Origin of the sequence: Hydrogenophaga sp. (assembly GCF_025699295.1) — a bacterium.
Lineage (GTDB): Bacteria > Pseudomonadota > Gammaproteobacteria > Burkholderiales > Burkholderiaceae_C > Hydrogenophaga.
Map to the genome: position 1 here is coordinate 14,984 of NZ_JAILWB010000007.1, position 23,328 is coordinate 38,311.

Consider the following 23,328-nt stretch of genomic DNA (forward strand, 5'->3'; position numbering starts at 1 on the left):
TGTCAGGGAGAAAACAACCATGAACCATACCGTTGTCCACCGCGAGAAGGACGCAAGGCATCTCCGCTCTCTGCTTCGGACCCTGTTCGCCAGCGGCCTGCTACTGATCGGAGCCCTGTCTGCACTGCCGCAAGCACAGGCGCAAAACATCAACGACGTTCCGATGGCGGTGAAGAACAACGTCGCGCCGAACTTCATGTTCATGATCGACAACTCGGGCTCGATGAGCAACATCGTGCCCGAGGCACCCTACAACGCGGCCAACGATTACACCCCCTCCAGCGACTGCGCTGCGGGAAATCGCATCTCAGCGGGCACCAGTGTCGACCTCCGGATTGCAACCGCCGGCGGGCAACGACGCTCGTTTATTCGATATGGCGGGAACAACTATCGCCATTCAACGCAAACGCCCACCGGCACTTTCGGCACTGCGGCGCAGCGCTGCTTTGTGCGCAACAGTCTTTATCCGGCTCGGCTCCTTGCCGACAGCAACAGCAACACCGAGCCCAGCGGTTACCTGGCATCCGAATACACGGGCAACTATCTCAACTGGTACTTCAGCACCGCCTGTAGTGCAACCAACGTTTGGTCAGGTACGCGCAAGCCTATCGATTCTTGCTCTGGAAGCGTCCAGACTCGCATGGAGGTGGCCAAGGCTTCGGCCAAGCTGCTCGTCGATGCGTTGCCCGTGCCCACGAGCGCCAGCCCGGATTATGCGGTGCGCATCGGGTTGAGCACGTATTACAGCGGCGATGGCGGCACTTTGCTGTCGCCCATCAAGAACCTGTCTGCCACTGCGACGACCAACACCGCGACCGAGATTGGTCGCACACCGTTCAAAACGCTGGTCGATGCGCTGAGCCCGTCGGGTAACACCCCGTTGGCCGAGACGCTTGCCGACATAGGCCGCTACCTTGCCACGGGTTACAACGACAACATTGCCACGGCCAACACGAGTTCGGTGAATATTGACGCCTTTTTCGAGCAAAACAGCCGCGATTCCTGCCTTCGGTTTGGCAGCAGTCGCAATGGTTGCACAAGCACTTCTGTGAGTTCAACCAATCAGGCCACACAGCGTCCGATCACCCAATGGTGTCAGCGCTCCTACGTGTTCATGTTGACCGATGGTCGATCCCAGGGCGACCAAGCCTTCTCGGACAATGCCCACATCCGCGACTATGACCGTGACTGCAGTGGTGCGCTGGCCTCGACCTGCGTCTCCAATGGCGCTTCAGGTGCTTTTGACCGCAAGCTCAGTCGCGAGTACGAGAGCCAGGGTTCGGACTACCTGGATGACGTCGCCAAAGCGCTGTTCGACATTGACTTGCGTCCGGACATCACCAAGCCGGCACCACCGGTGACAACCCCGCCCACCCCTCCCTACAAAAACAATGCCTTGACCTACGTGATCGGGTTCGCAGACACACAGGTGCAGAACGATCCCTTGCTGATCGCCGCCGGTCAACAAGGGGGTGGCGACTTCATTGCTGCAAGCGATCAAACCGAACTGACCCGCGCGTTGACCGAACTTACCGCCCAGGCGTTTGCAAAGGATGCCGCGTCTGCCGCTGTAGCAGTGGCCAACGCGCAGCTTACCGTCAACAACGTGAGCTACGCGCCCAGCTATAACTCCGGTACTTGGTACGGTGATCTGGAAGCTTTTGCCCTCGACACGACAACTGGAGCGCCTGTCGCAGGACAACCCGCGTTCTGGTCGGCGCGGGTGCTGCTCAATGGGAGAACGCCTGCCAGCCGCCGCATTGCAACCTTCAACGGGACAACCGGGGTCCCGTTTCAGCCCGGTTTCACGGGCGCGCCCGCCTCACTCACCACCAACGTGATCAACTTCCTGCGCGGCGATCGCTCGCTCGAAGACGGCGTCACCGTCCGCCGGCGTGCCCACGTGTTGGGTGATCTCATCAATGCAAAGCCGGTGGTCTTGAACTACCCAGGCAACATTCCCATCATCTTCCAGGCCGCCAACGACGGCATGCTGCACGTCTTTGACGGTCGCACGGATGGCTCGGCCGGCAACGGCCAGGAACTCTGGGCCTATGTGCCCCGCGCCGTGCACAACAACCTGTCCGAGCTGGCCGACCCCGGCTACAACCACCGCTACTTCCTGGACAGCACACCGGCCACCGCGGAGGTGACGGGTGTGGGCGCCATCTCTCGACTTCTCGTGGGTGGCCTTGGCAAGGGCGGCGGTGCCTATTACGCCCTTAACGTCAGTTCCTACCTTGCAAGCAATGAAGGCGATGTGGCCAGCAAGGTTCTGTGGGAACTCAAGGACGCTCGCACTGGCTTCAATCCGGTGCATATGGGCTACTCCTTCGGAACCCCTCAGATCGTGCGCACAGCGGCTGGTTGGCGTGTGGTGGTGACCTCGGGCTACGGCAACGGAACCGGCGGACCGAATGGCAATGGTGATGGTGTTGGGCGGGTCTGGGTTCTGAACCCCGAGACTGGCAATGTCGAAGGCAGTATCTCCACGGGAGTGGGCACGGCCGCTTCGCCATCGGGCCTGGCGCACCTGTCGCGGGTCGCCAATTCGGCGCCTGGTGATACCGTTCGCTTCCTGTACGGCGGTGACTTGCTCGGCAATGTCTGGCGCTTTGACCTTGACGCCATGACGACCGCCCGCGTTGCCACAGCCCGGGATTCAGGAGGCACGGTACAGCCCATCACCTCGCCGGTGGAAGTAGGCCGCGTGACGGGGAGTACAACGCAGTTTCATGTATACGTTGGAACGGGGCGTTACCTAGCCGATGAAGACGTGCCCGGCAACACGGGGGCCAACGTCTTCGCGACGCAAAGGCAATCCATGTACGGCTTCATTGACGACACGACCAACTCGTCTCCCACCGTGCCCAACATCAGAGGCACCAACGGGTCGACCTGCCCGGCCGGTGGCGGCAATGGTGAACTGGTGTGTCAGTCACTTTCTTTCGTGTCTGCGCGAGGCAGCTATGCAGCCACTACACATGTGGTCCCGACCGATAGACGGGGCTGGTATATCGACTTCCCACAGGACACGCGGTTGACCAACGGCCGGGTCACAGGCAAGCCGGTGCTGACGCCCAGAGGTACGCTGGCGTTCGTAGTCAACATTCCTACCGCCGTGAAATGCGACCCTGGTGGATCTAGCTGGTTCTTTACCGTTTCAGGCGAGACCGGCGGCGCCGTTCCAGTGACCATTGGTGGTAGTGATTACTACGACGTGGGCGTGTTCGTTGCCAATGCACTGAGCAGTGAACCCACGCTGGTGTTCACCGAAGACGGGGTCAGTGGCGTGCTGCAAACTTCCAACAAGGAGATCCGGTCCCTGGGGATCCCCGAACCGACGACGCCGGTAGCGGGGCCCGCCAGTTGGCGGCGCATCTACTGGCGTCAGCTCAAGTAGTCAGCCCTATTGAATTCGTTTCAAGTGGCGATGGTGGGCTGCACCTGCCCAAGTGTTTTGCGCATGCAAACTAACGCCGCACTTCGTCCACCAGCGCCCTGAATTCGTCGATGTCCTCGAAGCTGCGGTACACGCTGGCAAAGCGTACGTAGGCCACCTTGTCGAGCTTCTTGAGTTCACGCATCACCATCTCGCCGACGCGGTTGGCGGGCACCTCGCGCGCCCCGAGGTTGAGTAGCTTTTCCTCGATGCGTTCGATCGCTGCGTCCACTTGCTCGGTGCTCACCGGACGCTTGCGCAGCGCCAGCGCGAACGATGCGCGCAGCTTGCCGGGCACGTAGTCCACCCGGCGGCCGTCCTTCTTGACGACCGCAGGGAAACTCACTTCCGGTCGCTCATAGGTGGTGAAACGCTTTTCGCAATGGCCGCACTGGCGGCGACGGCGGATGAAGTCGGCGTCTTCCGAGACGCGTGTTTCCACGACCTGGGTTTCGAGATGACCACAGAAGGGGCATTTCATCGCGCGATGCCGCCCGATGGCGTCACTTGTAGACCGGGAAGCGCGAGGTCAGGGCATTGACCTTGGCGCGCACGGCGTCGATGTTGGCCGGGTCGCGCGGGTTGTCCAGTACGTCGGCGATAAGGTTGGCCGTGAGGCGAGCCTCCTCGTCCTTGAAGCCGCGCGTGGTCATGGCCGGAGTGCCGATGCGCACGCCGCTGGTGACCATGGGTTTCTCCGGGTCGTTCGGGATTGCGTTCTTGTTGATCGTCATGTGGGCGCTGCCCAGCACCGCTTCGGCTTCCTTGCCTGTGATGCCCTTGGCCCGCAGGTCGACCAGCATGACGTGGCTCTCGGTGCGGCCGCTGACGATGCGCAGGCCGCGAGAAACCAGGGTTTCGGCGACGATGCGCGCATTAGTCAGTACTTGTTGCTGATAGGCCTTGAATTCGGGCGCCAGAGCCTCCTTGAAGGCCACCGCCTTGGCTGCAATGACGTGCATCAGCGGACCTCCCTGGAGGCCGGGGAAGATCGCGCTGTTGATGGCCTTCTCGTGCTGCGCCTTCATCAGGATGATGCCGCCGCGTGGGCCGCGCAGGCTCTTGTGGGTGGTCGAGGTGACGACGTCGGCGTGTGGCACCGGGTTGGGGTAGATGCCGGCGGCGATCAGGCCGGCGTAGTGGGCCATGTCGACCATAAAGATGGCGCCGACGTCTTTCGCAACCTTGGCGAAGCGCTCGAAGTCGATGCGCAGGCTGTAGGCGGACGCGCCCGCGATGATCAGCTTGGGCTTGGTCTCGTGGGCCTTGCGCTCCATGGCGTCGTAGTCGATCTCTTCCTTGTCGTTGAGGCCGTAGGACACGACGTTGAACCACTTACCACTCATGTTGAGCGCCATGCCATGGGTGAGGTGGCCGCCTTCGGCCAGACTCATGCCCATGATGGTGTCGCCAGGCTTGAGGAAAGCGAGAAACACGGCTTCGTTGGCTGATGCGCCGCAGTGTGCCTGCACGTTGGCGGCTTCGGCGCCAAAGATCTGCTTGACCCGGTCGATGGCGAGTTGCTCTGCCACGTCGACGAATTCGCATCCACCGTAGTAGCGCTTGCCAGGATAGCCCTCGGCATACTTGTTGGTGAGTTGCGTGCCTTGGGCGGCCATGACGGCCGGCGAGGCGTAGTTCTCGCTGGCGATCAACTCGATATGGTGTTCCTGGCGCGCGTTTTCGGCCTGGATGGCGGCGAACAGCTCGGGGTCGGTTTGCTCGATGAGAATATTGCGGTCGTACATGGCAGTCCTTCAAGACGTGGAACCTTGCGCGGTGACAAGGGCTGCCCAGGCGAACGGCTGAACGCCCGAACCGTTTCTGTTCGGGCGGTACGCTTCCCAGTGGTTGTCCCTGAAATCGATCGCGGATCGGGCAGGGGGGCCACGTCAGCGGCTGCCGCCGGCGGGATCCTGCCGGGGTGCGCGCCTATCGCCAGTTGCGTACCCGGCTAGTTTAGCCGAGCCGGCAGTCGGATCAGGACCGGGTGAGCGGTGCGGTGTGAGGCAGAGGCACAGAGCCGCCAGCCTCGATGTCGCCGCCTGGCGCCACAGGTGGCACGGGTGCAGCAGGGGCCACCACGGGCGTCGCACGCGGCCGTGGCACATAGCGCTGCATGGGCTTGCCCAGCGCCACGCTCTGGATGCGCAGATGTTCGGCCATGACCCGGTTGATGTACCAGCTGCCATCTGTGGAGACGGCGCCGACATACAGCCGCAAGCCACCCTCGACCGAGCCTGCGCGCTTGACGGCGTCCTGCAGCACCCGCGCGCCCACGCGCAGATTGGATACCGGATCGAAAGCCGCGAGCTGTCCGCCGAAATCGTCGTATTTCTCGGTGTGCATACGGGTCAACACCTGCATCAACCCTTGCGCGCCCACCGGACTTTGTGCGAACGGATTGAAGCGGGACTCCACGGCCATGACGGCCAGGATCAGGGTGGGATCGAGTTTGGCTTTTTCGCCGATCTGGAACGCTTCGGCCACCAGCACGCTCAGGGGTTCCGGCGCCACGCGGTATTTGCGGCTGAGCCAGAAGGTCACATTGGCTTGCTGCTTGGGCAGATCGCCTGGCTGTGCCGCTGTCACGCGGTCGGCGGCGGTCGGCTCCGCGACGTACATCGCGTCCGCGTTGGCGGCTTCCTGGCGCTCCAGAAGCCAGCCCAGCAGCTGTTCTTCCGCGCCGGCGCGAAGGTCAGCACGGGCACTGAGGGTGATCAGGCCGACGGCCAGCAATGTGCCCAGCAGGGCCAGGCCGTTGTGGGTGATATCGAAGAAGCCCTGGTAGGCATCGCCGACGGCGGTCTTGAGGGATGCCACGGCACCTGAGGTGCTCTTGGGTGGCGGCGCGATGTTCGCGGTCATGGTGTCGCTCCTTGCTGAGCCGGCCCCATGGGGTATCAGGGGCTGGCAGGGTCAGGTCGTGGTCAATGCTCAGCCTGGTGGGTGAGCAGTCGAGCGAGCCTGAGGCTGCGGTTCGGGTTAACCCTTTGTCGGGGAAAGCTGGCGCATCCTATGGGCTTATTAATATCAAGTCAATGTTTTCAGGACAATTCAAAAGCACTTTTGGTTATGAACAAGTGTGAGAAAACGTAAGCGAATCGGCTTTGCTAGCGACACCCCCAGCGCCATCAAGGCATACCGCCCGGGGGCGTTGCCGAAACCGCCTGTCGGTTGCACGCTACCTTTCACGTGCCGGAACGGGATTCCGAGGGTCTCGAATGGCTCCCGGCCGCGCGATAAATAATCTCCATGGGCTCCCGACGTGGCGCTCTTGATCGAGACGCTGCCGGGGAGTAACCTGCAACTGTCTGTTTTCAGAAGCAGACACAAGCTGGCAACGCGGTGATCCGCACGTCAGCCCCCAACGGGAGCAATCTGTTGCTTCCAGGCTGGAGAGACATCAAACTCCCTCCGCCAAAACCGACGGCAAGAGCATTTGGCCCGCCGTCAACCCCGGCAGACTCCGTTTGCCGGGGTTTCTTGTTTCTGGGGTCGACACTCCTGTTTCCGGGGCTTCCAGACAGGTATGAGGCGCAGGCCTTCTGGCAGAGGCGGGAGTTCGACGACACTCGCGGCATGGTCCCGCAACACATCGCACGATGAACGCCTACCTCTCCAGCCTGACGCGAAGCCGTTGGACGCGCCGCCTGGGGTATGCACTGGCGGGTCTGCTGCTGCTCTGGCTGGTGACATGGCTGGGCATGCCTCCCTTGTTGAAGTGGCAACTGCAAAAGCAGGCTTCCGCCGCCCTGGGTCGGGCCGTCACGGTGGAGCGGGTCGACGTCCGGCCCTGGTCGCTGGAGTTGGCCATCGAGGGGCTGCGCGTGGCCAATGCGGCTGGCGATGCCGAGCAGTTCTCGCTGGGACGCTTCTACGCAGATGTCGAGTTGCAGTCGCTGATCCGGCTGGCCCCGGTGGCTCACGCCGTGGCGCTGGAACGGCCGCGGCTGAACGTGCGGCATCTCGGGGACGGGCGCTACGACGTGGACGATGTGCTGCTGCGGCTGAGCCCCAAAGCCGATGCGCCACCTTCCGATCCGGCGCATTTCGCCCTGTTCAACATCACGCTCTCAGGGGGGGAGCTGGTGTTCGTTGATGACAGCGTGGGGGCCACGCACCGCCTGAGCGAACTCGACATCGGTGTGCCCTTTCTGAGCAATCTGCCATCGCGCCACGACATCGTGACGGAACCGCGCCTGGCCTTCGTGCTCAATGGCAGCGCCTTTGACTCGCGCGCCAGCACCACGCCATTTGCCCAGACGCGGGAGACCGACGCCAGCGTGGACATTCCCGCATTGGATCTGGCGCCTTACCTGCCGTACTGGCCCGCCCAGTGGCCGGTACGGCCCGAGGCAGGGGTATTGCAGCTCGCCCTCAAGCTGACCTTCGAGCAGCAAGACACGCCGCGCCTGTCGCTCTCGGGGCGGGCGGCGCTCTCCGGTGTGCGGGTGGTCGAGCGTGTCGGTGCATCGGAGAGCGCCGCGCTGCTGGCCTGGGACAGCCTGGACGTGACCCTGAACCGGGTGGAGCCCTTGGCGCGGCGCGTGGACCTGGCTGCCATCGAACTGCGCGCGCCGAGCGTGGCGATCTCGCGCGACGCGACCGGGCGCCTGAACCTTCAGCGCGTGGCCGAGGCCTTTGTGGCCTTGGCCGCTCCTGCTGACGCGCCAAAGCCGGCCGCACCTTCCATGGCCACCCAGCCTTCGTCCGGGGGAGCTGCGTGGCAGATCAGCGTGACACGCAGTGAACTTGACGGCGGCACATTGCAATGGAGTGATGCGGCTGTAAGACCAGCGGCACAACTCGCACTGGACGACCTGCGCGTTCAGGTGGGAGCCTGGCAATGGCCCATGCAGGCGGCAGCGCCGTTCGAGGTGTCCGCACGCCTGGGCGAGACGCCCCTGACACTCAGGGGGCATGCGACCGACACGGAGGCGCAGGTGCAGATGGCGCTCGGCGAACTGCCTCTGACCCTGTTGTCGCCGTATGTCGCCAGCGTGCTAGAGCCGGATCTGCACGGACGCCTCGCGGCCGATCTGCAGATCGACTGGCGCGCGGGTCAGGATGGCCAACCCATGGGGCTGTCGGTGAACGCGCGGAGGATCGAGCTCGATGATGGGCGCCTGGGCCCGAGCCGGCAGCCCTTGGTGAGCCTGCGCAAGCTCCTGGCGCAGGATGCGCAACTGGACCTCGTGGCCCGGACCGCCGTGGTCGGCCAGGTCGCGCTCACCGGGCCTCAGGTGCGCGCGCAACGGGACGAAGACGGGCGCTGGATGGTCGAGCGCTGGCTGAAGGCGGCGCCCACCGCTGCCGGGCAGGTTGTGGATCCAGCCCCTGAGGCACCCGCAGCCTGGCAGGTGACGCTGGCCGACGTGCAACTGGACGCGGGCAGCATCGCGCTGGACGACCAGGCGTCCGCGCGACCGGTCCGGCTGGAACTCAGCCAGATCCGGCTGCGGGTCAAGAACCTGCAACCTCTGACGCGCAGCCAGCCCGACATGCCGGTGTCGTTGCAATTGCGTCTGGGCTCGGGGCTCGCCAACCGTCTTGAGCCGGGGCGGCTCTCGCTGGACGGCACGTTGCGCCTGCCTGCCCCGGTGGCACAGGACGCTGCAGGCCTGCGCACCCGGCTGCAGGTGCAGGCCGAACGCTTGCCGCTGCACGCGCTGGAGCCCTATTTCGGCGACCGGCTGAATCTGGAACTGCTGCGCGCGGACGCCAGTTACCGCGGCAAGGTCGAAGCGGCGCTGCCGCCGGCCGGCCTGCGTCTGCTGCTGGCCGGTAGCGTCGCGCTGGACGATCTTCAGGCCAGTACCCTGTCGCCCGCCGAGGACCTGCTGGCCTGGAAGTCGTTGCAGGTGCGGGGTTTGCAGCTCGACCTTGCACCCGGGCAGGTCACCCGCGTCTCGGTGGACGAGACCGTGCTCAGCGACTACTTTGCGCGTGTGATTCTCGATGAAACGGGGCGCTTCAACCTGCAGGGCCTGGTAAAGCACCAGGGCGATCCTCCGGCCACGGGCGGCACTCCGGCACCCGTCTCGCCACCCATGCCGGTACCTGCGTCCCCGGTCGCTGAAACGGCGCCGGATCCCGAGATCCGTTTCGGCCCCGTCAGCCTGGTCAATGGCCGCGTGCTGTTCTCCGACCGTTTCATCCAGCCCAACTACTCTGCCAACCTGAGCGAGGTCACCGGCAGCCTCAGCGCGTTCTCGAGCGCTGCGGCGGGCTCCGCGGCGCAACTGGCCGACCTCACGCTGCGTGGGCGCGCCGAAGGCACCGCCGCGCTCGAGATCGACGGCCAGCTCAATCCGCTGGCGCAACCGCTGGCGCTCGACATCCGGGGCCGCGTGCGCAATCTCGAACTGCCGCCTCTTTCCCCCTACAGCGTCAAATACGCTGGCTACGGCATCGAGCGCGGCAAGCTCAGCGTGGACGTGGCCTACAAGGTCGAGCCCAGTGGTCAGCTCACTGCGAGCAACCAGATCACCCTGAACCAGCTGGGCTTTGGCGAGCGTGTGGCCGGCAGCGATGCGCCCAACCTGCCAGTCAAGCTGGCAGTGGCGCTGCTGGCCGACCGCAATGGCGTCATCGACATCAACCTGCCTGTCAGCGGCTCGCTCAACGACCCGCAGTTCCGGCTCGGGCCGCTGATCTTCCGACTCATCTTCAACCTCATCGGCAAGGCCATCACCGCACCGTTCTCGCTGATTGCGAGCGCTTTCGGCGGGGGCGGCGAGGAAATGAGCCAGGTGGTGTTCAGCCCGGGCAGCCAGCGGCTGGACGACGCAAGCCGCCAGCGGCTGGATGCGGTGGCCAAGGCACTGGCCGATCGGCCCGCGCTGCAGATCACGGTGGTCGGTCACAGCGACCTCGAGACCGAGCGTGCCGGATACCAGCGTGCCCGGCTCGATGAGCGGGTGCGGGCAGAGAAGCGCCGGGCGCTGGCGCGCGAGGGCTCGACCATCGATGGCGCACTGATGGTGTCCACCGAAGAGTACCCAGGGCTGCTGAAAGAGGTTTACCGCCGTGCGGACATCCCCAAGCCGCGCAACTTCATCGGCATCGCCAAGGACATTCCCCAGGCCGAGATGGAGGCCTTGTTGCTGGCCTCGATTCCCGTCACACCCGATGCCATGCGCGAACTCGCGGTGGCGCGCGGGGTGGCCGTCAAGGATTACCTCGCCAGCCGCCAGTTGCCCGAAGACCGCATGTTCCTTGGTGCACCCCTGACGGCTGGTCAGGGTGAGAAATGGCAGCCGCACGCGGAACTCAAGCTCGCGCCGCGCTGAGTGGCTCGCGTGGCGGCCCCATGCCGCTCAGGCGGTATGCAACTGCGGTGACAATAGGCGATGGTCGCGCCAGCGTGGCGCCGGCCGCTGATCCGATCGAGCCATCTCCTCCATGTCGCTGTTTTCCCCGCGCAAAGCCCTGTCTTCGTCCAACGTTTCCGAATCCGCCGTGAACACGCCCACCACCCCCAAGCCGGCCGGCCCGAACGCCGCCCACCCACTGGACGCCCTGACCGGCGGCGCGTTTTCCGCACCCACCTCCGGCGAACGCGCCGCGCGCATTCGCGACTGGCTGGCCTCGGAGCCCGCGCTGGAGCAGATGAACGAGGTGTTCAAGGAACTCTCGCACCGCGACCGCGGTGCGGCCAAGCCGTTGAAGGAAAAACTCGACGAACTCAAGCGCCAGAAGTCGCAGGAGCAGATGTCGGTGGAATGGGCGCAAAAGGCGCAGGCACTGATCGAGCAACCGCGCTTGAATCTGGCCGATGCTCTGGCATGGCAGCGCGATGCGGCCCGCGCGGGCGCGCCGCTGTCGCGCGAGCCGCTGGCGGCCCTGCGCCAGTCGCTGGCCGAACGTGTCAAGGCCGTCGAAGACCTGCAGCACCGCGTACAGGTCGAGCGCGAGGCGGCGGTGCTGATCGCACAGCGCATCGAGGTGCTGTCCACCAAATCCTGGCGCGATGCCCAGCAGATGGTCGACACGTTGCGCGCTGACGTGGCTCAGTGGCAGCAGCAGGCCCAGGCATTGCCGCAAGATCCGCAATGGCCGAGCGTGGACGTGAAGTTTCCTCCCATGCTGGACGCCTCGCGCCAGCAACTGCAGTTGGTGTGGGAGGCATTTGAAGCCGCGCTGGCCCAGACCGTCGCGGCCGATGCCAGCCCGCAAGCGCCCCTGCCGGCCGTGCCGGTGTGGGCCGACGAACTGCGCGCGGCGCGCGGCCTCGATGTGGCTGCTCCCGCCGAGAAAACGCCGCAGGACACGAAGGCACAGCAGGAGCGGCGTGCCCGGGTGGCCGCCGAGCTGGAGCAGGCCCTGGCGGTGCTGGAGCGCGAGCTGGCCGAAGGGCATGGCAAGGCCACGCCCAAGGCCGCGGCCGACGTGCGCGCGCTGCTCAAGAGCCATGGCCGCCTGGTGCCCGCCGCGCTGGATGCGCGTGCTCAGGCCGCGCTCGGGCAGGCGGGTGAGCTCGAGGGCTGGCAGCGCTGGCGCGCCGACCAGTTGCGCGAGGAACTCGTGGCCAAGGCAGAAGCCTTGCTGCAGGCCCCTGAAGGACAGCGCCTGGGCGGGCGCAAGATGCAGGAGACCCTGCGCGGCCTGCGCGAGCAGTGGAAGACCACCGACCAGGGCGGGCAGCCCAACCACGCACTGTGGAAGCGCTTCGACGAGGCGTGCACCGAGGCGCACAAGGTGGTCGAGGCGTGGCTGGTGCAGGTGCGCCAGCAGAGCGAGGCGCACAAGGCGCAGCGCGCAGCGATCATTGAGGAACTGAGAGCCTGGACGCAGGCCCACGCCGAGAGCACCGACTGGAAGGCGCAGGTGCGCGAGCTGCACGCGTTTTCCGAGCGCTGGCGCGAAGCCGGGCACTTGAGCGAAAAGGCGTTTGCCGACATCCAGCCGGTCTGGAAGGAGGCCATGCACGCCGCGCACGCGCGGCTCGAAGTGGCACAGGCCGAGAGCACTGCACGGCGCAAGGCGCTGATCGAGGAGGCCACCGCGCTGGGCGCGGCCCCCCAGTTGCGCATCGATGCCGTCAAGGCGTTGCAGCAGCGCTGGCAGGCGGAAGCACATGCGGTTCCGCTCGAGCGCAAGCACGAGCAGAAGCTGTGGGAGGCGTTCCGTCAGCCGATCGACGAGGCCTTTGCGCGCAAGAGCTCGGAGCGCGAGAAGGCCTCCAGCGCACTGAACGCGCACGACCAGCGCGTGCTGGACGCGTCGCGCGCGCTGGAAGCGGCCAGTGCCAGCGGCGACGCGCAGCGCATCCGCACGGCCATGACCGAACTGGAACAGGCGCTGGCCGGTCAGGCGCAGGCCGCTGCACCGGTGCCCGCTCCGGTCGTGGGGGCGGATCCGGCGACATCGGCATCCGGACCGGCCGCTGAGGATGTGCCCGCCGAGAATGCGGACGCCGATGCGGACAAGGCCGCGCCGGCCAGGCCCGCGCCCCCCGCTGCCGCGCCGAAGAAGGTGGTGGCCGTTCGGGGTGACGACCGCCCCGGGATGAAGAAGGCCGAACCGGCGGGCCGCGACGGCCGTCGGGGCGATCGTCCGGAGGGAGGCCGCCGCGACGCCAGCGGGGCTGCGCGCGCCGGGCGCGATGCCCGCGGTTCAGGCGCCACGCCCTGGCGCGAAGAGCGCGAGCCGCGCGGTCCCCGCCTGGGTGACGCTGCATTCCGCGCGCAGCGCCAGGCTATCGAAGCGGCACAGGCGAGCCTGCGCAAGCTGGCGGCCCAGGCACACGGCGAGGTGCTGACGCAGCTCATGACCGCCTGGCAACAACGTGACGCGGGGCAGTTGCCGAGTGCCCAGGCGCTGGGGCCGCGCGTGAGCGCGGGCAACCGCGCGGCGTGGTCGGCGGCCCTGTCCGGTGGTGCCGTCCCCTTGTCGGGTGAAACCCTGTTGCGACTCGAAATGGCTGCCGACGTGCCCACGCCGGCTGAACACCTGAGCGAGCGTCGCATGCTGCAACTGCAGTTGCTCACGCGCCGCCACGCCGCCGCCCCTGCCGAGACCTGGGTGGAAGACGTCGCCGCGGTGCTGGCTTCCAGCCACGATGCCGCAGCCGAACGCCGCCTGCAGAACGCGCTGAAGGTGCTGCTCAAGCGCTGAGCGGAGGCGGCGTCCTCAGCGCCGTGCGCGACCCGCGTCAAAGAAGCCGTTGTACAGCGGCATCAGTTCGGGGAACTCGGTCGCGAAGCGCTCGCGGTTGACGAAATAGGCCTCGCAGGTCACGGCGAAGAATTCCGCCGCGTCCTTGGTGGCGTAGTCGTCGAGCCAGGGTACTTCGCCACCGAAGCGTTCGGCCATGGCGACTGCCTCGCAGAAGCGGTCGTAGCTCGTCTGCATGGTCTTTCGCCACACGGCGCGTGCCTCGCCGGCATGGCGCGTGCCCATGAAATCGCGCGGCAGCGGTGGTGCGCCGTCGGGTGCGTCGCCGAGCGACATGTCGTGCATGTCGAGCTTGTGCACGAATTCGTGGATCACAACGTTGTGGCCGCGTTGGGCACGCTCCCCCGCGTTGGCAACGTCTTCCCAGCTGAGCATGAGTGGCCCCCGGTCCATGGCTTCGCCGGCCAGCACCTCGTCGTAGTGGTGCACCACGCCCGCTCTGTCCATGGTCTTGCGCCGCGCCACGACGGCGCCGGGTTGCACCACGATGCCGACAAAATCGCCATACCAGTCCAGCAACCTGAGCGGGTCACGCGCCGGTTCGCCCGACGCTGCGTGCATGTGCAGCAAGGGCAGACAGGCCTGCGCCGCGATGGCGAGTGCCATGGCGTCAGTGACTGTCAGGCCGTTGGCACCGTGGAACTCCTTCTCCAGCAGGAAGTGTCTGCACAACAACAGCAGGCGTTGCTGGTCGGCGTCTGCGAGGCCTGCCAGAAAGGGGTGGTCCGCCAGCGTGCGTTGCCAGAGCGCATCGGGGATGGGGGTGGGCCTGCGCAGTGAGCGAGGCAGCCAGCGCTGGATCAGGTCGAACATGGGGCGGTGCGAGCGGCGTCAGGGTATCAGCGGCACGCGGTGCGTGCCCTGCACGTCCAGCCGCAGTACCTCGGCTCGTGGCGGCGTTGCACCCATATCCCAGTCGCTCAGCACCACACGCCGCAGGCCATTGCCGAGCGGGTGCTCGGCCGGGCGGTGCGTGTGGCCATGGATCAGCGTGTGCGCACCAGCGCGGCGCAGCCAGTTGCGCGCGGCCTCGGCATCCACATCGGCCCAGAGATCGGGGTCGTGGCCCGTGCTGCGCTTGCGTGCCTCGCTTTGCGCGCGCAGTTCGCGCGCGATGGCTTCGCGCCGGGCAAGAGGTTGCGCCAGGAAGTCCCGCTGCCACTGCGGCGAGCGCACCTGAGCACGAAAGCGCAAATAGTCGACATCGGCCAGGCACAGCTCGTCGCCGTGGCTGAGCAGCCAGCGCTGGCCCTGGAAGACGAGCACCGTCGGATCGCTCAGGTCCTGCATGCCGCAAGCCTGCAGTGCGGCAGCACCGAGCAGGAAATCGCGGTTGCCGTGCAGAAAGTACACCGGCGTGTGGGTACTGCAGGCGCGCAGTTCGGCTGCGCAGGCGCGCGCGAACGCGTGGTCGGTCGAGAGGGCGTCGGCATGGAGAACGTCGTCACCCACCCATACCTCGAACAGGTCACCGAGGATGAACAGCGCATCGGCCCGATCGGGCGCGGGTCGCCGCAGGTAGCGCACCCAGGCCTCGAAGGTGCCGGGCTCGCTGGCCTGCAGGTGAAGGTCGGAAATGAAATCGACCGCTTGCCAGCTCGCGGGGGCGATGCATTCGGCGAAGCGGTCGACGGGGTGGGCAGACATCGGGGCAGGGCGCGTGGCCCGGCGTTCAGAGGGCGACGGCTTTTTCGATCACCACGTCGTCCTTGGGCACATCGTCATGGAAGCCCTTGCGGCCGGTGGGCAGGCCTTCGATCTTCTTGACGATTTCGGCGCCGGAGACCACCTTGCCAAAGACCGCGTAGCCCCAGCCTTGCGCGCTGGGAGCGGTGTGGTTGAGGAAACCGTTGTTTGCGACATTGATGAAGAACTGCGCGGTGGCCGAGTGCGGGTCGCTGGTGCGCGCCATGGCCACGGTGTAGGTGTCGTTCTTCAGGCCGTTGTTGGCCTCGTTGGCGATCGGCGCGTCCGTGGGCTTCTGCGTCATGCCGGGCTCGAAGCCGCCACCTTGCACCATGAAGCCGGGAATGACACGGTGGAACACGGTGTTGTCGTAGTGGCCCTTGCCGACATAGGCCAGGAAGTTGGTGGTGGACAGCGGTGCTTTCTCGGCGTCGAGCTCCAGCGTGATCACGCCGTGACCGGCAATATGCAGTTCCACTTTCGGGTTGGCCATGTTCATTTCTCCAGGGTGGCTTTGAGGATGGTGATGGGGGTCTTGGGCACGTCGGTCGGGAACGGGCCTCCCGCGCCGGTGGGCGTGTCCTTGATCTTGTTGACCACGTCCATGCCGGACACCACCTTGCCGAAGACGGTGTAGCCATAGAGTTCGCCCGCGTTGAGCAGGCTGGCGCGTGGCACGTCCTTGTAGACCTTGCCCTTGTACTCGAACTGAGGCACCGGGTCGCCCGGCGGGATCGGCGTGGGGTCGAGGAAGGCGTTGTCCTTGACGTTGATGAAAAACTGCGACGAAGCCGAATGGGGGTCGTTGGTGCGCGCCATGGCGACGGTGCCAACTGTGTTGCGCGGGCCGCCAAGCGCGATGGCGGCCTGGCCTTCATGGGCCACCGGAGGGCGCGTGGTCTTCTGCCTGTAGCTACCGTCGAAACCGCCACCCTGGACCATGAAGTTGCTGATCACGCGGTGGAACACGGTGCCGTCGTAGTGCCTGTCGCGCACGTACTGCAGGAAGTTCTCCACCGTTTTCGGCGCCTTGTCAGGGTAGAGCTCGATCACGATGTCACCCATCGATGTGGCGAGTTTCACGCGGGGATGGGCGCTCTGGGCATGGGTTGCGGCAGGCAACAATGTGGCCATGGTCGCCAATGCGGCGAGGCAGAGGGTCACCCGGCGGCGCAGCATGAGAGGTGGCAGTGGGGCCATCAGATGGTTCCTTCAAAAAAGATCGTCCAGCGGTCCTGCTCGCGCACCCAGTACTGGCGTTTGGTCACACCACGGCTGCGGCCGGCAGGCACCTCGCCAAAGGTGACGACCATGGTGTCCTCCTGGTCTCGCCAGCGCAGCACGGACAGATCCTTGATCTGCAGGTCGCGCGGCTTGCTGGCGCGCAGTTCATCTTCGACGCGGGGCCACCACTGCGCCAGATCGCGGCCCTGGCTGGCGAAGCGCTCGGAGTAGAAGCCCTTGAGTTCGGCCAGATTGCCGTCGCCACGCGCACGACGCCAGGCGTCGAGCACCGTTTCGAATTGTTCCCGCTCACGCGCCAGTGCGTCCGGTTGAACCCATTGCAGCGAAGGCGCGATAACCACCGGAGTGGTACGGATGCGCACGGTCGTCAGCAGGCGTTCGAGGTCGGGGTTGGCCAGCACCACACAGCCGTCCGAGGCCTGCGGCGCGCGCACGAACTGGTCGCTGGGCGTGCCGTGCAGCCAGATGCCACTGCCGGTCTTGCCACGCTGCATGTCGAGCGGGTTGGGGTAGTTGATGGGCAGTGCGCCGACACCGTACAGATCGGGCAGATCGGCGGGGTTGAGGTTGCTGGTGATGTAGTACACGCCCAGCGGCGTGCGCTTGTCGCCCTCGACGGACTTTTCGATGCCCTGCAGACCCACCGAGATATAGAAGTCACCCAGCAGCTTGAGTCGGGGCGCCCGATCGACGCCGTGGGCGCCACGGACCGCGTTCAGGTTTTCAAACAGGTACAGGCGCGAGCGCGAGGCGTCGATGGCGATCGCGTGGCGGCTCTGCGGCGACAGCGTGAGGAACTGCGTGGGCACGCTGCCCTCCGGGGGGCGCTCGGTGAGGGCGCGCAGCCTCCGGCGCGATTCCTCGCGCAAGGCCGTGAGCTGCACCGCAGCGGCCAGGGCCTTGGTATCGGGCACGTCGCCGAGTTGGCGCACCGGGTGGGCCTGCAGGCTGAGCAGGTCTCCATGCACCAGATGGGCCAGCTGGAAATTCGGGTGATCGCGGACCAGTTGCTCGGTCTGCACCAGTGCTTCCCGATGGCGTGCCTGGCTGATGAGCTGGTAGATGCCGATGAGACGGGCTTCGGCCAGGCCGATCCGCGGCGCCGACTGCCTGAGGTATTCGTCGGTCAGGCTCACGGCCTTGAGTCCGGAGGACGCCACGTCGGCCGATCCGGGCACGCGGTCGTGGGCCTTGGCCACAGCACTGTCGATCAGGGAGGGTGACGCACCGCCGGCTTGACCGGAGGGATCCGTCGGAGGGTTCGGCTCGACGGGAGTGCGCAAGACAGTGGCCACCAGCCACAGGCCGGCGAGGGCGGTCGCGGCGACGAGCGCGCCACGCATCCTGGGCGCTTGCCAGCCACTGCCGGGCGTTGCACCCGGCAGTTCGGTCGAGAGGCTGGCATGGCCCCGTTGCGAAAACCGCCGATTGAGCATCAAGAGCCTGTGGATTCCCGCACGATGAGCCAGCGGGTGCCGATCTTCACCAGTTCCAGCGTCTTGCGGCTGGTGATGTCCAGGTTGTCGGAGGTGTAGTCCTGGCGGAAGCGGGCGGTGGCGCGATCGGCGTTGACCGTGATACTCAGATCGCTGATGTCGACGCCGATGCGCGAGCGCGGCTCGATGCGCGCGCGGCGCTCGGCCTCCCAGGCAGCGCGGGCCTGTCCGCCCGGTGGCGCAAAGTTCGGGCCGTAGGCGCCCAGATAGCTGGCCATGTTCCTGGACGACCACGCGTTGGCCCACGCCATGACCGCCGCTTCGACGTCTCTTTGCGCATCGCCGCTTGCAGTGGGTGCAGGCGCCGGTGCCGGCGCGGGGCTGGCCACGCTGGCGGCCCGGGGGGCGGGCGCCGCCGACGGGCTGGTGCCGTTCGAGGAGGGAGTACTGACGGCAAACAGGTTGCGGATCAGGCTGAGCTTGGGAGCCACGCCCGCATTGCCGGCATCTAGCTGCAGCGCCTTGCTGTAGGCCTGACTGGCCAGCTTGGCATACACATCGCCCAGGTTCTCGTGCGCCGTCGCATAGCTCGGATTCGTGCGGATGGCCATTTCGAGCGCGGCGCGCGCCTTGTCGAACTGGCTCTGGCCGGCGTACAGAACCGCCAGGTTGTTGTACGGCTCGGGCAGCTCGGGGTAGTCCTCGGTCAGCTTGGCAAAAGTGGCAATCGCGTCCGTGGTCTTGCCGCTCTCGGTCTGAATCACGCCCTTGAGGAAGCGCATCTGCGGATCGCGTGGCTTGCCGGCCAGGTACTGGTCGGCCTTGTACATGGCCTCGTTGAGCTGCCCCGCGCGCACCAGCCGGTTGACTTCGCTGTAGTCGTCCGCCTGCGCCCAGGCCGCAGGTCCGCCCAGGCCAAACGCGACCACGGTTGCAAGCGCAAGCTGGCGCATGCGCATGGACAGACACGAGGATGGAATCGGCAGGCCTTGGTGGCCGGGCTGTGGGTTCACGGGGTGGGACATGGGACCTCGGAAGCGAGCCTGGGCATCCTACGGGGATGGGGCCAGTGGTGCGTTGATCGAATGACCGAAGGTGCGCTGGGGCGCGCCGCCGGGCTGGATATACTGGCGGATTGTATCTGAGGGGTCCTGTTCCGATGGCCGCGCCAGACCGTATGGAACACCCGCAGGGCCTGCTGTGTGAGGGGTGTCATGCAAGGCCTGGCGAGTCCGGTTTGCCGCCCCCGATTGCCGCCCCGACTCCCGCGTCTGCCGTTCCATGACCCTGAAAATTCACAACACCCTGTCTCGCCGGCTGGAGGCATTCCAGCCCCTGGAACCCGGCCATGTGCGCATGTACGTCTGCGGCATGACGATCTACGACCTGTGCCACATCGGCCACGCCCGCATGATGATGGCCTTCGACATCGTGCAGCGCTGGCTCAAGGTCAGTGGCTACCGCGTCACCTACGTGCGCAACATCACCGACATCGACGACAAGATCATCAAGCGCGCGCTGGAGCGCGGCATCACCCTGCGGGCACTGACCGACGAGATGACCGCGGCCATGCACCAGGACATCGGCGCACTCGGCATCGAGCCTCCCACCCTGGAGCCCCGTGCAACCGAATACGTGCCGCAGATGCTCTCGCTGATCGAGACCCTGCAGCGCAAGGGCCTGGCCTACCAGGCTGACAACGGCGACGTGAACTACGCGGTGCGCAAATTCCCCGGCTACGGCAAGCTCTCGGGAAAATCCCTCGACGACCTTCGTGCCGGCGAACGCGTAGCGGTGGCGAGCGACAAGAACGACCCGCTGGATTTCGTACTCTGGAAATCGGCCAAGCCCGATGAACCGGCCGAGGCCCAATGGGACAGCGCCTACGGCACGGGCCGCCCGGGCTGGCACATCGAGTGCTCGGCCATGAGCTGCAGCACGCTGGGCGAAACCTTCGACATCCACGGTGGTGGTGCCGATCTGCAGTTCCCGCACCACGAAAACGAGATCGCTCAGAGCGAAGGCGCCACCGGCAAGCCGCTGGCGCGCTTCTGGGTGCACAACGGTTTCGTGCGCGTGGACAACGAGAAGATGTCCAAGAGCCTGGGCAACTTCTTCACCATCCGCGAGGTGCTGGCGAAGTACGACCCGGAGACGGTGCGTTTCTTCATCCTGCGCGCGCACTACCGCAGCCCGCTGAATTACAGCGACGTGCACCTGGACGACGCGCGCGGCGCGCTCAAGCGCCTGTACACCGCGCTGTCGCTGGTGCCGCCCGCGCCCATGAACTCGATCGACTGGAACCAGCCGCACGCGCAGCGTTTCCGCGCCGCGATGGACGAAGACTTCGGCACGCCCGAGGCGGTGGCGGTGCTGTTCGAACTGGCCGGTGAAATCAACCGTGGCAGGGAGCCTGCCGTTGCCGGATTGTTGAAAGCACTGGGTGGGACCTTGGGGTTGCTGCAGGACGATCCGCAGCGCTTCCTGCAAGGGGGCTCCGAGAGCGACGAGGTCAGGATCACCACGTTGATCGCGGCGCGCACCGCCGCCAAGCAGGCCAGGGACTTCGCCGAAGCCGACCGCATCCGCAAGGCATTGCAGGAGCAGGGCATCGTGCTCAAGGACAGCCCCTCGGGCACCACCTGGGAGCGCATCTGATGGCCACGGCCGCATTGCCCGTGCCCACGCCCGTGCCGCCCGAGTACTGGGTCGAGGCCTGCCGCCACCTCATGAAGCGCGACCGCGTGATGAAGAAGCTCATCCCGCAGTACGGGGCCGGTTGCCTGCAATCGCGCGGCGACGCTTTCGTCACGCTGGCGCGCAGCATCGTCGGCCAGCAGATCTCGGTGAAGGCCGCGCAGTCGGTATGGGACCGTTTCGAGCAGTTGCCGAAGAAGATGGTGCCGGCGCAGGTGCTCAAGCTCAAGGTTGACGACATGCGCGCGACCGGCCTGTCAGCGCGCAAGGTCGAGTACCTGGTGGACCTGGCCCTGCATTTCGCCGATCGGCGCGTGCGCGTCAACGACTGGCCTGGCATGGACGACGAAGCCATCATTGCCGAGCTGGTTGCCATTCGCGGCATCGGCCGCTGGACGGCCGAGATGTTCCTGATCTTCCACCTCATGCGGCCCAACGTACTACCGCTGGACGACATTGGTTTGCAGAACGGCATCAGCCAGGCCTACTTTTCGGGCGAGCCCGTCAGCCGCAGCGAAATCCGGGAAGTGGCGACCACCTGGGCCCCCTTCTGCAGTGTGGCGACTTGGTATATTTGGCGGTCGCTCGATCCGCTGCCGGTGAGTTACTGAGCGCACCGGTTTTCACCGGGACGTCGTCGCAAACAAGACCAAAGGAGCACACCTTGGCCAAGAAGAATTTTCTCGATTTCGAGCAACCGATTGCCGAACTCGAAACCAAGATCGAGGAACTGCGTTATGTGCAGACGGAATCCGCGGTCGACATCTCCGAAGAGATCGAACAGCTGGCCGGCAAGAGCCTGCAGCTCACCAAGGACATCTACAGCAGCCTCACGCCCTGGCAGATCACCAAGATCGCGCGCCACGCCGATCGCCCCTACACGCTGGACTACGTGCGCGAAGTCTTCACGCACTTCGTCGAACTGCATGGTGATCGCCATTTCGCCGACGACCTGAGCATCGTGGGCGGTCTGGCGCGCTTCAACGGCCAGCCCTGCATGGTGCTGGGGCAGCAGAAGGGCCGCGACACGAAGGAGCGTGGTCTGCGCAATTTCGGCATGACCAAGCCCGAGGGCTACCGCAAGGCCCTGCGCCTGATGAAGCTGGCCGAGAAGTTCAGGCTGCCGGTGTTCACCTTCGTCGACACGCCCGGCGCCTATCCCGGCATCGACGCGGAGGAGCGCGGCCAGTCCGAAGCCATCGGCCGCAATATTTTCGAGATGGCGCAACTCGAGGTGCCGATCATCTCCACCATCATTGGCGAAGGCGGTTCGGGCGGCGCGCTGGCCATCGCGGTGGCCGACCAGGTGCTCATGCTGCAGTACTCGGTCTATTCGGTGATCAGCCCCGAGGGCTGTGCGTCCATTCTCTGGAAGACCAGCGACCGCGCCAGTGAGGCGGCCGATGCCCTGGGCATCACCGCGCACCGCCTCAAGGCGCTGGGACTGGTCGACAAGATCGTGAACGAACCGGTGGGCGGCGCGCACCGGGACCACAAGCAGATGGCCGCTTTCCTCAAGCGTGCGCTGGGCGACGCCTGGCGACAGGTCGCCGATCTCAAGGTGAAGGAACTGGTGGATCGCCGCTACGCGCGCCTCAACAGCTACGGTCGCTTCACCGACACCAAGGCCGACAGCAAGGACAAGCGCTGAGGTGAACGCCTGCGACGCACCGGCCAACCCCTGCGATCAGGCGTTGGCGGCGTGGTGCGCGCGCTGGAGCAGCGTCGACCTGCCCTTGGACACTGTGGCGGTGGCCTACAGTGGCGGCGCCGACTCCACCGCGCTGCTGCTGGCCGCTCAGCGGCGCTGGCCCGACCGGGTGGTGGCGCTGCATGTGAACCACGGTCTGCAGGCCGCTGCCGATGCCTTCGAGTCGCACGCCCGATCCTTCTGCGCCGAGCGCGGCATGGCGCTGCGGGTGGAACGCGTGCAGGCCATGCACACCTCCGGCCAGAGCCCTGAGGATGCCGCGCGCCAGGCACGTTATGCCTCCCTGGCGCGCATGGCCACCGATGCAGGAGCCAGCTGCACGCTGCTCGGGCAACACGCCGACGACCAGGCCGAAACCCTGTTGCTCGCGCTCAGCCGCGGCGCGGGCCTGCCGGGGTTGAGCGCGATGGCAGCGCGTTTCGAGCGACACGGCATGGTCTTCGGGCGGCCGCTGCTGGCGCTGCCCGCCACCGAGCTGCGCGCATGGCTGCTGTCGCAGGGCCACGGTTTCGTGGACGACCCGAGCAACAGCGACCAGCGCTTCACCCGCAACCGCATCCGCGCGCTGCTGATGCCTGCGTGGGAGGCCTGCTTTCCGGGCTTCCGGCCGATGCTGGCGCGCAGCGCCGCGCACGCCGCACAGGCGCAGCGTTTGCTGGACGAGCTGGCGGTGCTGGATCTCGCTGGCACCGGCACGCCGCCCGCCATTGCGGCGCTGCAGCGGCTGTCGCGCGACCGGCAGGCCAACGCCTTGCGCCACTGGTTGCGCGACAGCGAAGGCGTGGCGGCCAGCGCCGCGCAGATGGACGAGCTGCTGGATCAGGTCGCCGCCTGCACCACGCGGGGCCACCGCATCCATCTCAAGGTCGCCGCGGGGTACGTGGCGCGAGAGGGGGAGTGCCTGAACTACAGGGCACCCATATAATTAC

General features: G+C 66.1%; 16 protein-coding genes and 1 riboswitch. Of the genes, 7 read left to right on the plus strand and 9 right to left on the minus strand.

All coding sequences use genetic code 11. The annotated features are described in order from the left end of the window. Positions 1–19 precede the first annotated feature (19 nt). Positions 20–3,403 (plus strand): PilC/PilY family type IV pilus protein, encoded by a 3,384-nt coding sequence (locus tag K5880_RS08575; protein ID WP_297650764.1) that lies wholly within the window; start codon positions 20–22, stop codon positions 3,401–3,403. A gap of 70 nt (positions 3,404–3,473) precedes the next feature. Here the strand turns inward: K5880_RS08575 and nrdR are convergent, their stop codons facing one another. The 3 genes from nrdR to K5880_RS08590 all read right to left on the minus strand — a co-directional run bounded on the left by nrdR (position 3,474) and on the right by K5880_RS08590 (position 6,310). Beyond that, on the minus strand, positions 3,474–3,923 hold the full coding sequence (gene nrdR / locus K5880_RS08580; protein WP_297650766.1) for a transcriptional regulator NrdR: 450 nt from the start codon (positions 3,921–3,923) through the stop codon (positions 3,474–3,476). Positions 3,924–3,945: 22 nt separating this feature from the next. Beyond that, entirely contained in the window at positions 3,946–5,190 is a 1,245-nt protein-coding gene (gene glyA / locus K5880_RS08585) for a serine hydroxymethyltransferase (protein WP_297650768.1), read from the minus strand. 36 nt (positions 5,191–5,226) lie between these two features. Further along, positions 5,227–5,398, minus strand: a riboswitch (ZMP/ZTP riboswitch). 24 nt (positions 5,399–5,422) lie between these two features. After that, complete coding sequence (locus K5880_RS08590; protein ID WP_297650770.1) at positions 5,423–6,310, minus strand: lytic transglycosylase domain-containing protein; 888 nt, start codon at positions 6,308–6,310, stop codon at positions 5,423–5,425. 737 nt (positions 6,311–7,047) lie between these two features. Here K5880_RS08590 and K5880_RS08595 point away from each other — a divergent pair. Together K5880_RS08595 and K5880_RS08600 are read left to right on the plus strand one after the other, a co-directional pair. Continuing rightward, positions 7,048–10,737 carry a DUF748 domain-containing protein gene (locus tag K5880_RS08595; RefSeq protein ID WP_297650772.1) on the plus strand — a complete coding sequence of 1,230 codons (3,690 nt, stop codon included), beginning with the start codon at positions 7,048–7,050 and terminating at the stop codon, positions 10,735–10,737. Positions 10,738–10,849: 112 nt separating this feature from the next. Continuing rightward, on the plus strand, positions 10,850–13,564 hold the full coding sequence (locus tag K5880_RS08600) for a DUF349 domain-containing protein (RefSeq protein ID WP_297650774.1): 2,715 nt from the start codon (positions 10,850–10,852) through the stop codon (positions 13,562–13,564). 15 nt (positions 13,565–13,579) lie between these two features. On the opposite strand, the gene K5880_RS08605 is transcribed toward K5880_RS08600, so the two are convergent. From K5880_RS08605 to K5880_RS08630, 6 genes are all read right to left on the minus strand, one after another. Then, on the minus strand, positions 13,580–14,437 hold the full coding sequence (locus K5880_RS08605) for a M90 family metallopeptidase (protein WP_297650776.1): 858 nt from the start codon (positions 14,435–14,437) through the stop codon (positions 13,580–13,582). An 18-nt stretch (positions 14,438–14,455) separates the two neighbouring features. After that, a complete protein-coding gene (locus tag K5880_RS08610; RefSeq protein WP_297650778.1) occupies positions 14,456–15,271 on the minus strand; it encodes a UDP-2,3-diacylglucosamine diphosphatase in 816 nt (271 codons plus the stop codon). A 25-nt stretch (positions 15,272–15,296) separates the two neighbouring features. Next, positions 15,297–15,803: a peptidylprolyl isomerase gene (locus K5880_RS08615; protein WP_297650780.1), complete on the minus strand. Its 507-nt coding sequence runs from the start codon at positions 15,801–15,803 to the stop codon at positions 15,297–15,299. A 2-nt stretch (positions 15,804–15,805) separates the two neighbouring features. Next, a complete protein-coding gene (locus tag K5880_RS08620; RefSeq protein WP_297651101.1) occupies positions 15,806–16,444 on the minus strand; it encodes a peptidylprolyl isomerase in 639 nt (212 codons plus the stop codon). 65 nt (positions 16,445–16,509) lie between these two features. Then, positions 16,510–17,991 carry a L,D-transpeptidase gene (locus K5880_RS08625; RefSeq protein ID WP_297650782.1) on the minus strand — a complete coding sequence of 494 codons (1,482 nt, stop codon included), beginning with the start codon at positions 17,989–17,991 and terminating at the stop codon, positions 16,510–16,512. Next, positions 17,991–18,944, minus strand: coding sequence for a tetratricopeptide repeat protein (locus tag K5880_RS08630; protein WP_297651103.1), 954 nt, complete (start codon positions 18,942–18,944; stop codon positions 17,991–17,993). Before K5880_RS08630 ends, K5880_RS08625 begins: the two co-directional genes overlap by 1 nt. Before the next feature lie 328 nt (positions 18,945–19,272). Here K5880_RS08630 and cysS point away from each other — a divergent pair, with 328 nt between their 5' ends. Genes cysS through tilS form a run of 4 tightly spaced genes read left to right on the plus strand, consistent with a single transcriptional unit; the run spans position 19,273 to position 23,324 of the window. Continuing rightward, a complete protein-coding gene (cysS, locus tag K5880_RS08635) occupies positions 19,273–20,649 on the plus strand; it encodes a cysteine--tRNA ligase (protein ID WP_297650784.1) in 1,377 nt (458 codons plus the stop codon). Next, entirely contained in the window at positions 20,649–21,299 is a 651-nt protein-coding gene (locus K5880_RS08640; protein WP_297650786.1) for a DNA-3-methyladenine glycosylase 2 family protein, read from the plus strand. The genes cysS and K5880_RS08640 overlap by 1 nt, the downstream gene beginning before the upstream one ends. 53 nt (positions 21,300–21,352) lie before the next feature. After that, positions 21,353–22,339, plus strand: coding sequence for an acetyl-CoA carboxylase carboxyltransferase subunit alpha (locus K5880_RS08645; RefSeq protein WP_297650788.1), 987 nt, complete (start codon positions 21,353–21,355; stop codon positions 22,337–22,339). Positions 22,340–22,382: 43 nt separating this feature from the next. After that, the gene (gene tilS, locus K5880_RS08650) at positions 22,383–23,324 is read left to right on the plus strand and encodes a tRNA lysidine(34) synthetase TilS (protein ID WP_297651105.1); all 942 of its coding nucleotides are present in this window, start codon (positions 22,383–22,385) and stop codon (positions 23,322–23,324) included. Positions 23,325–23,328 lie beyond the last annotated feature (4 nt).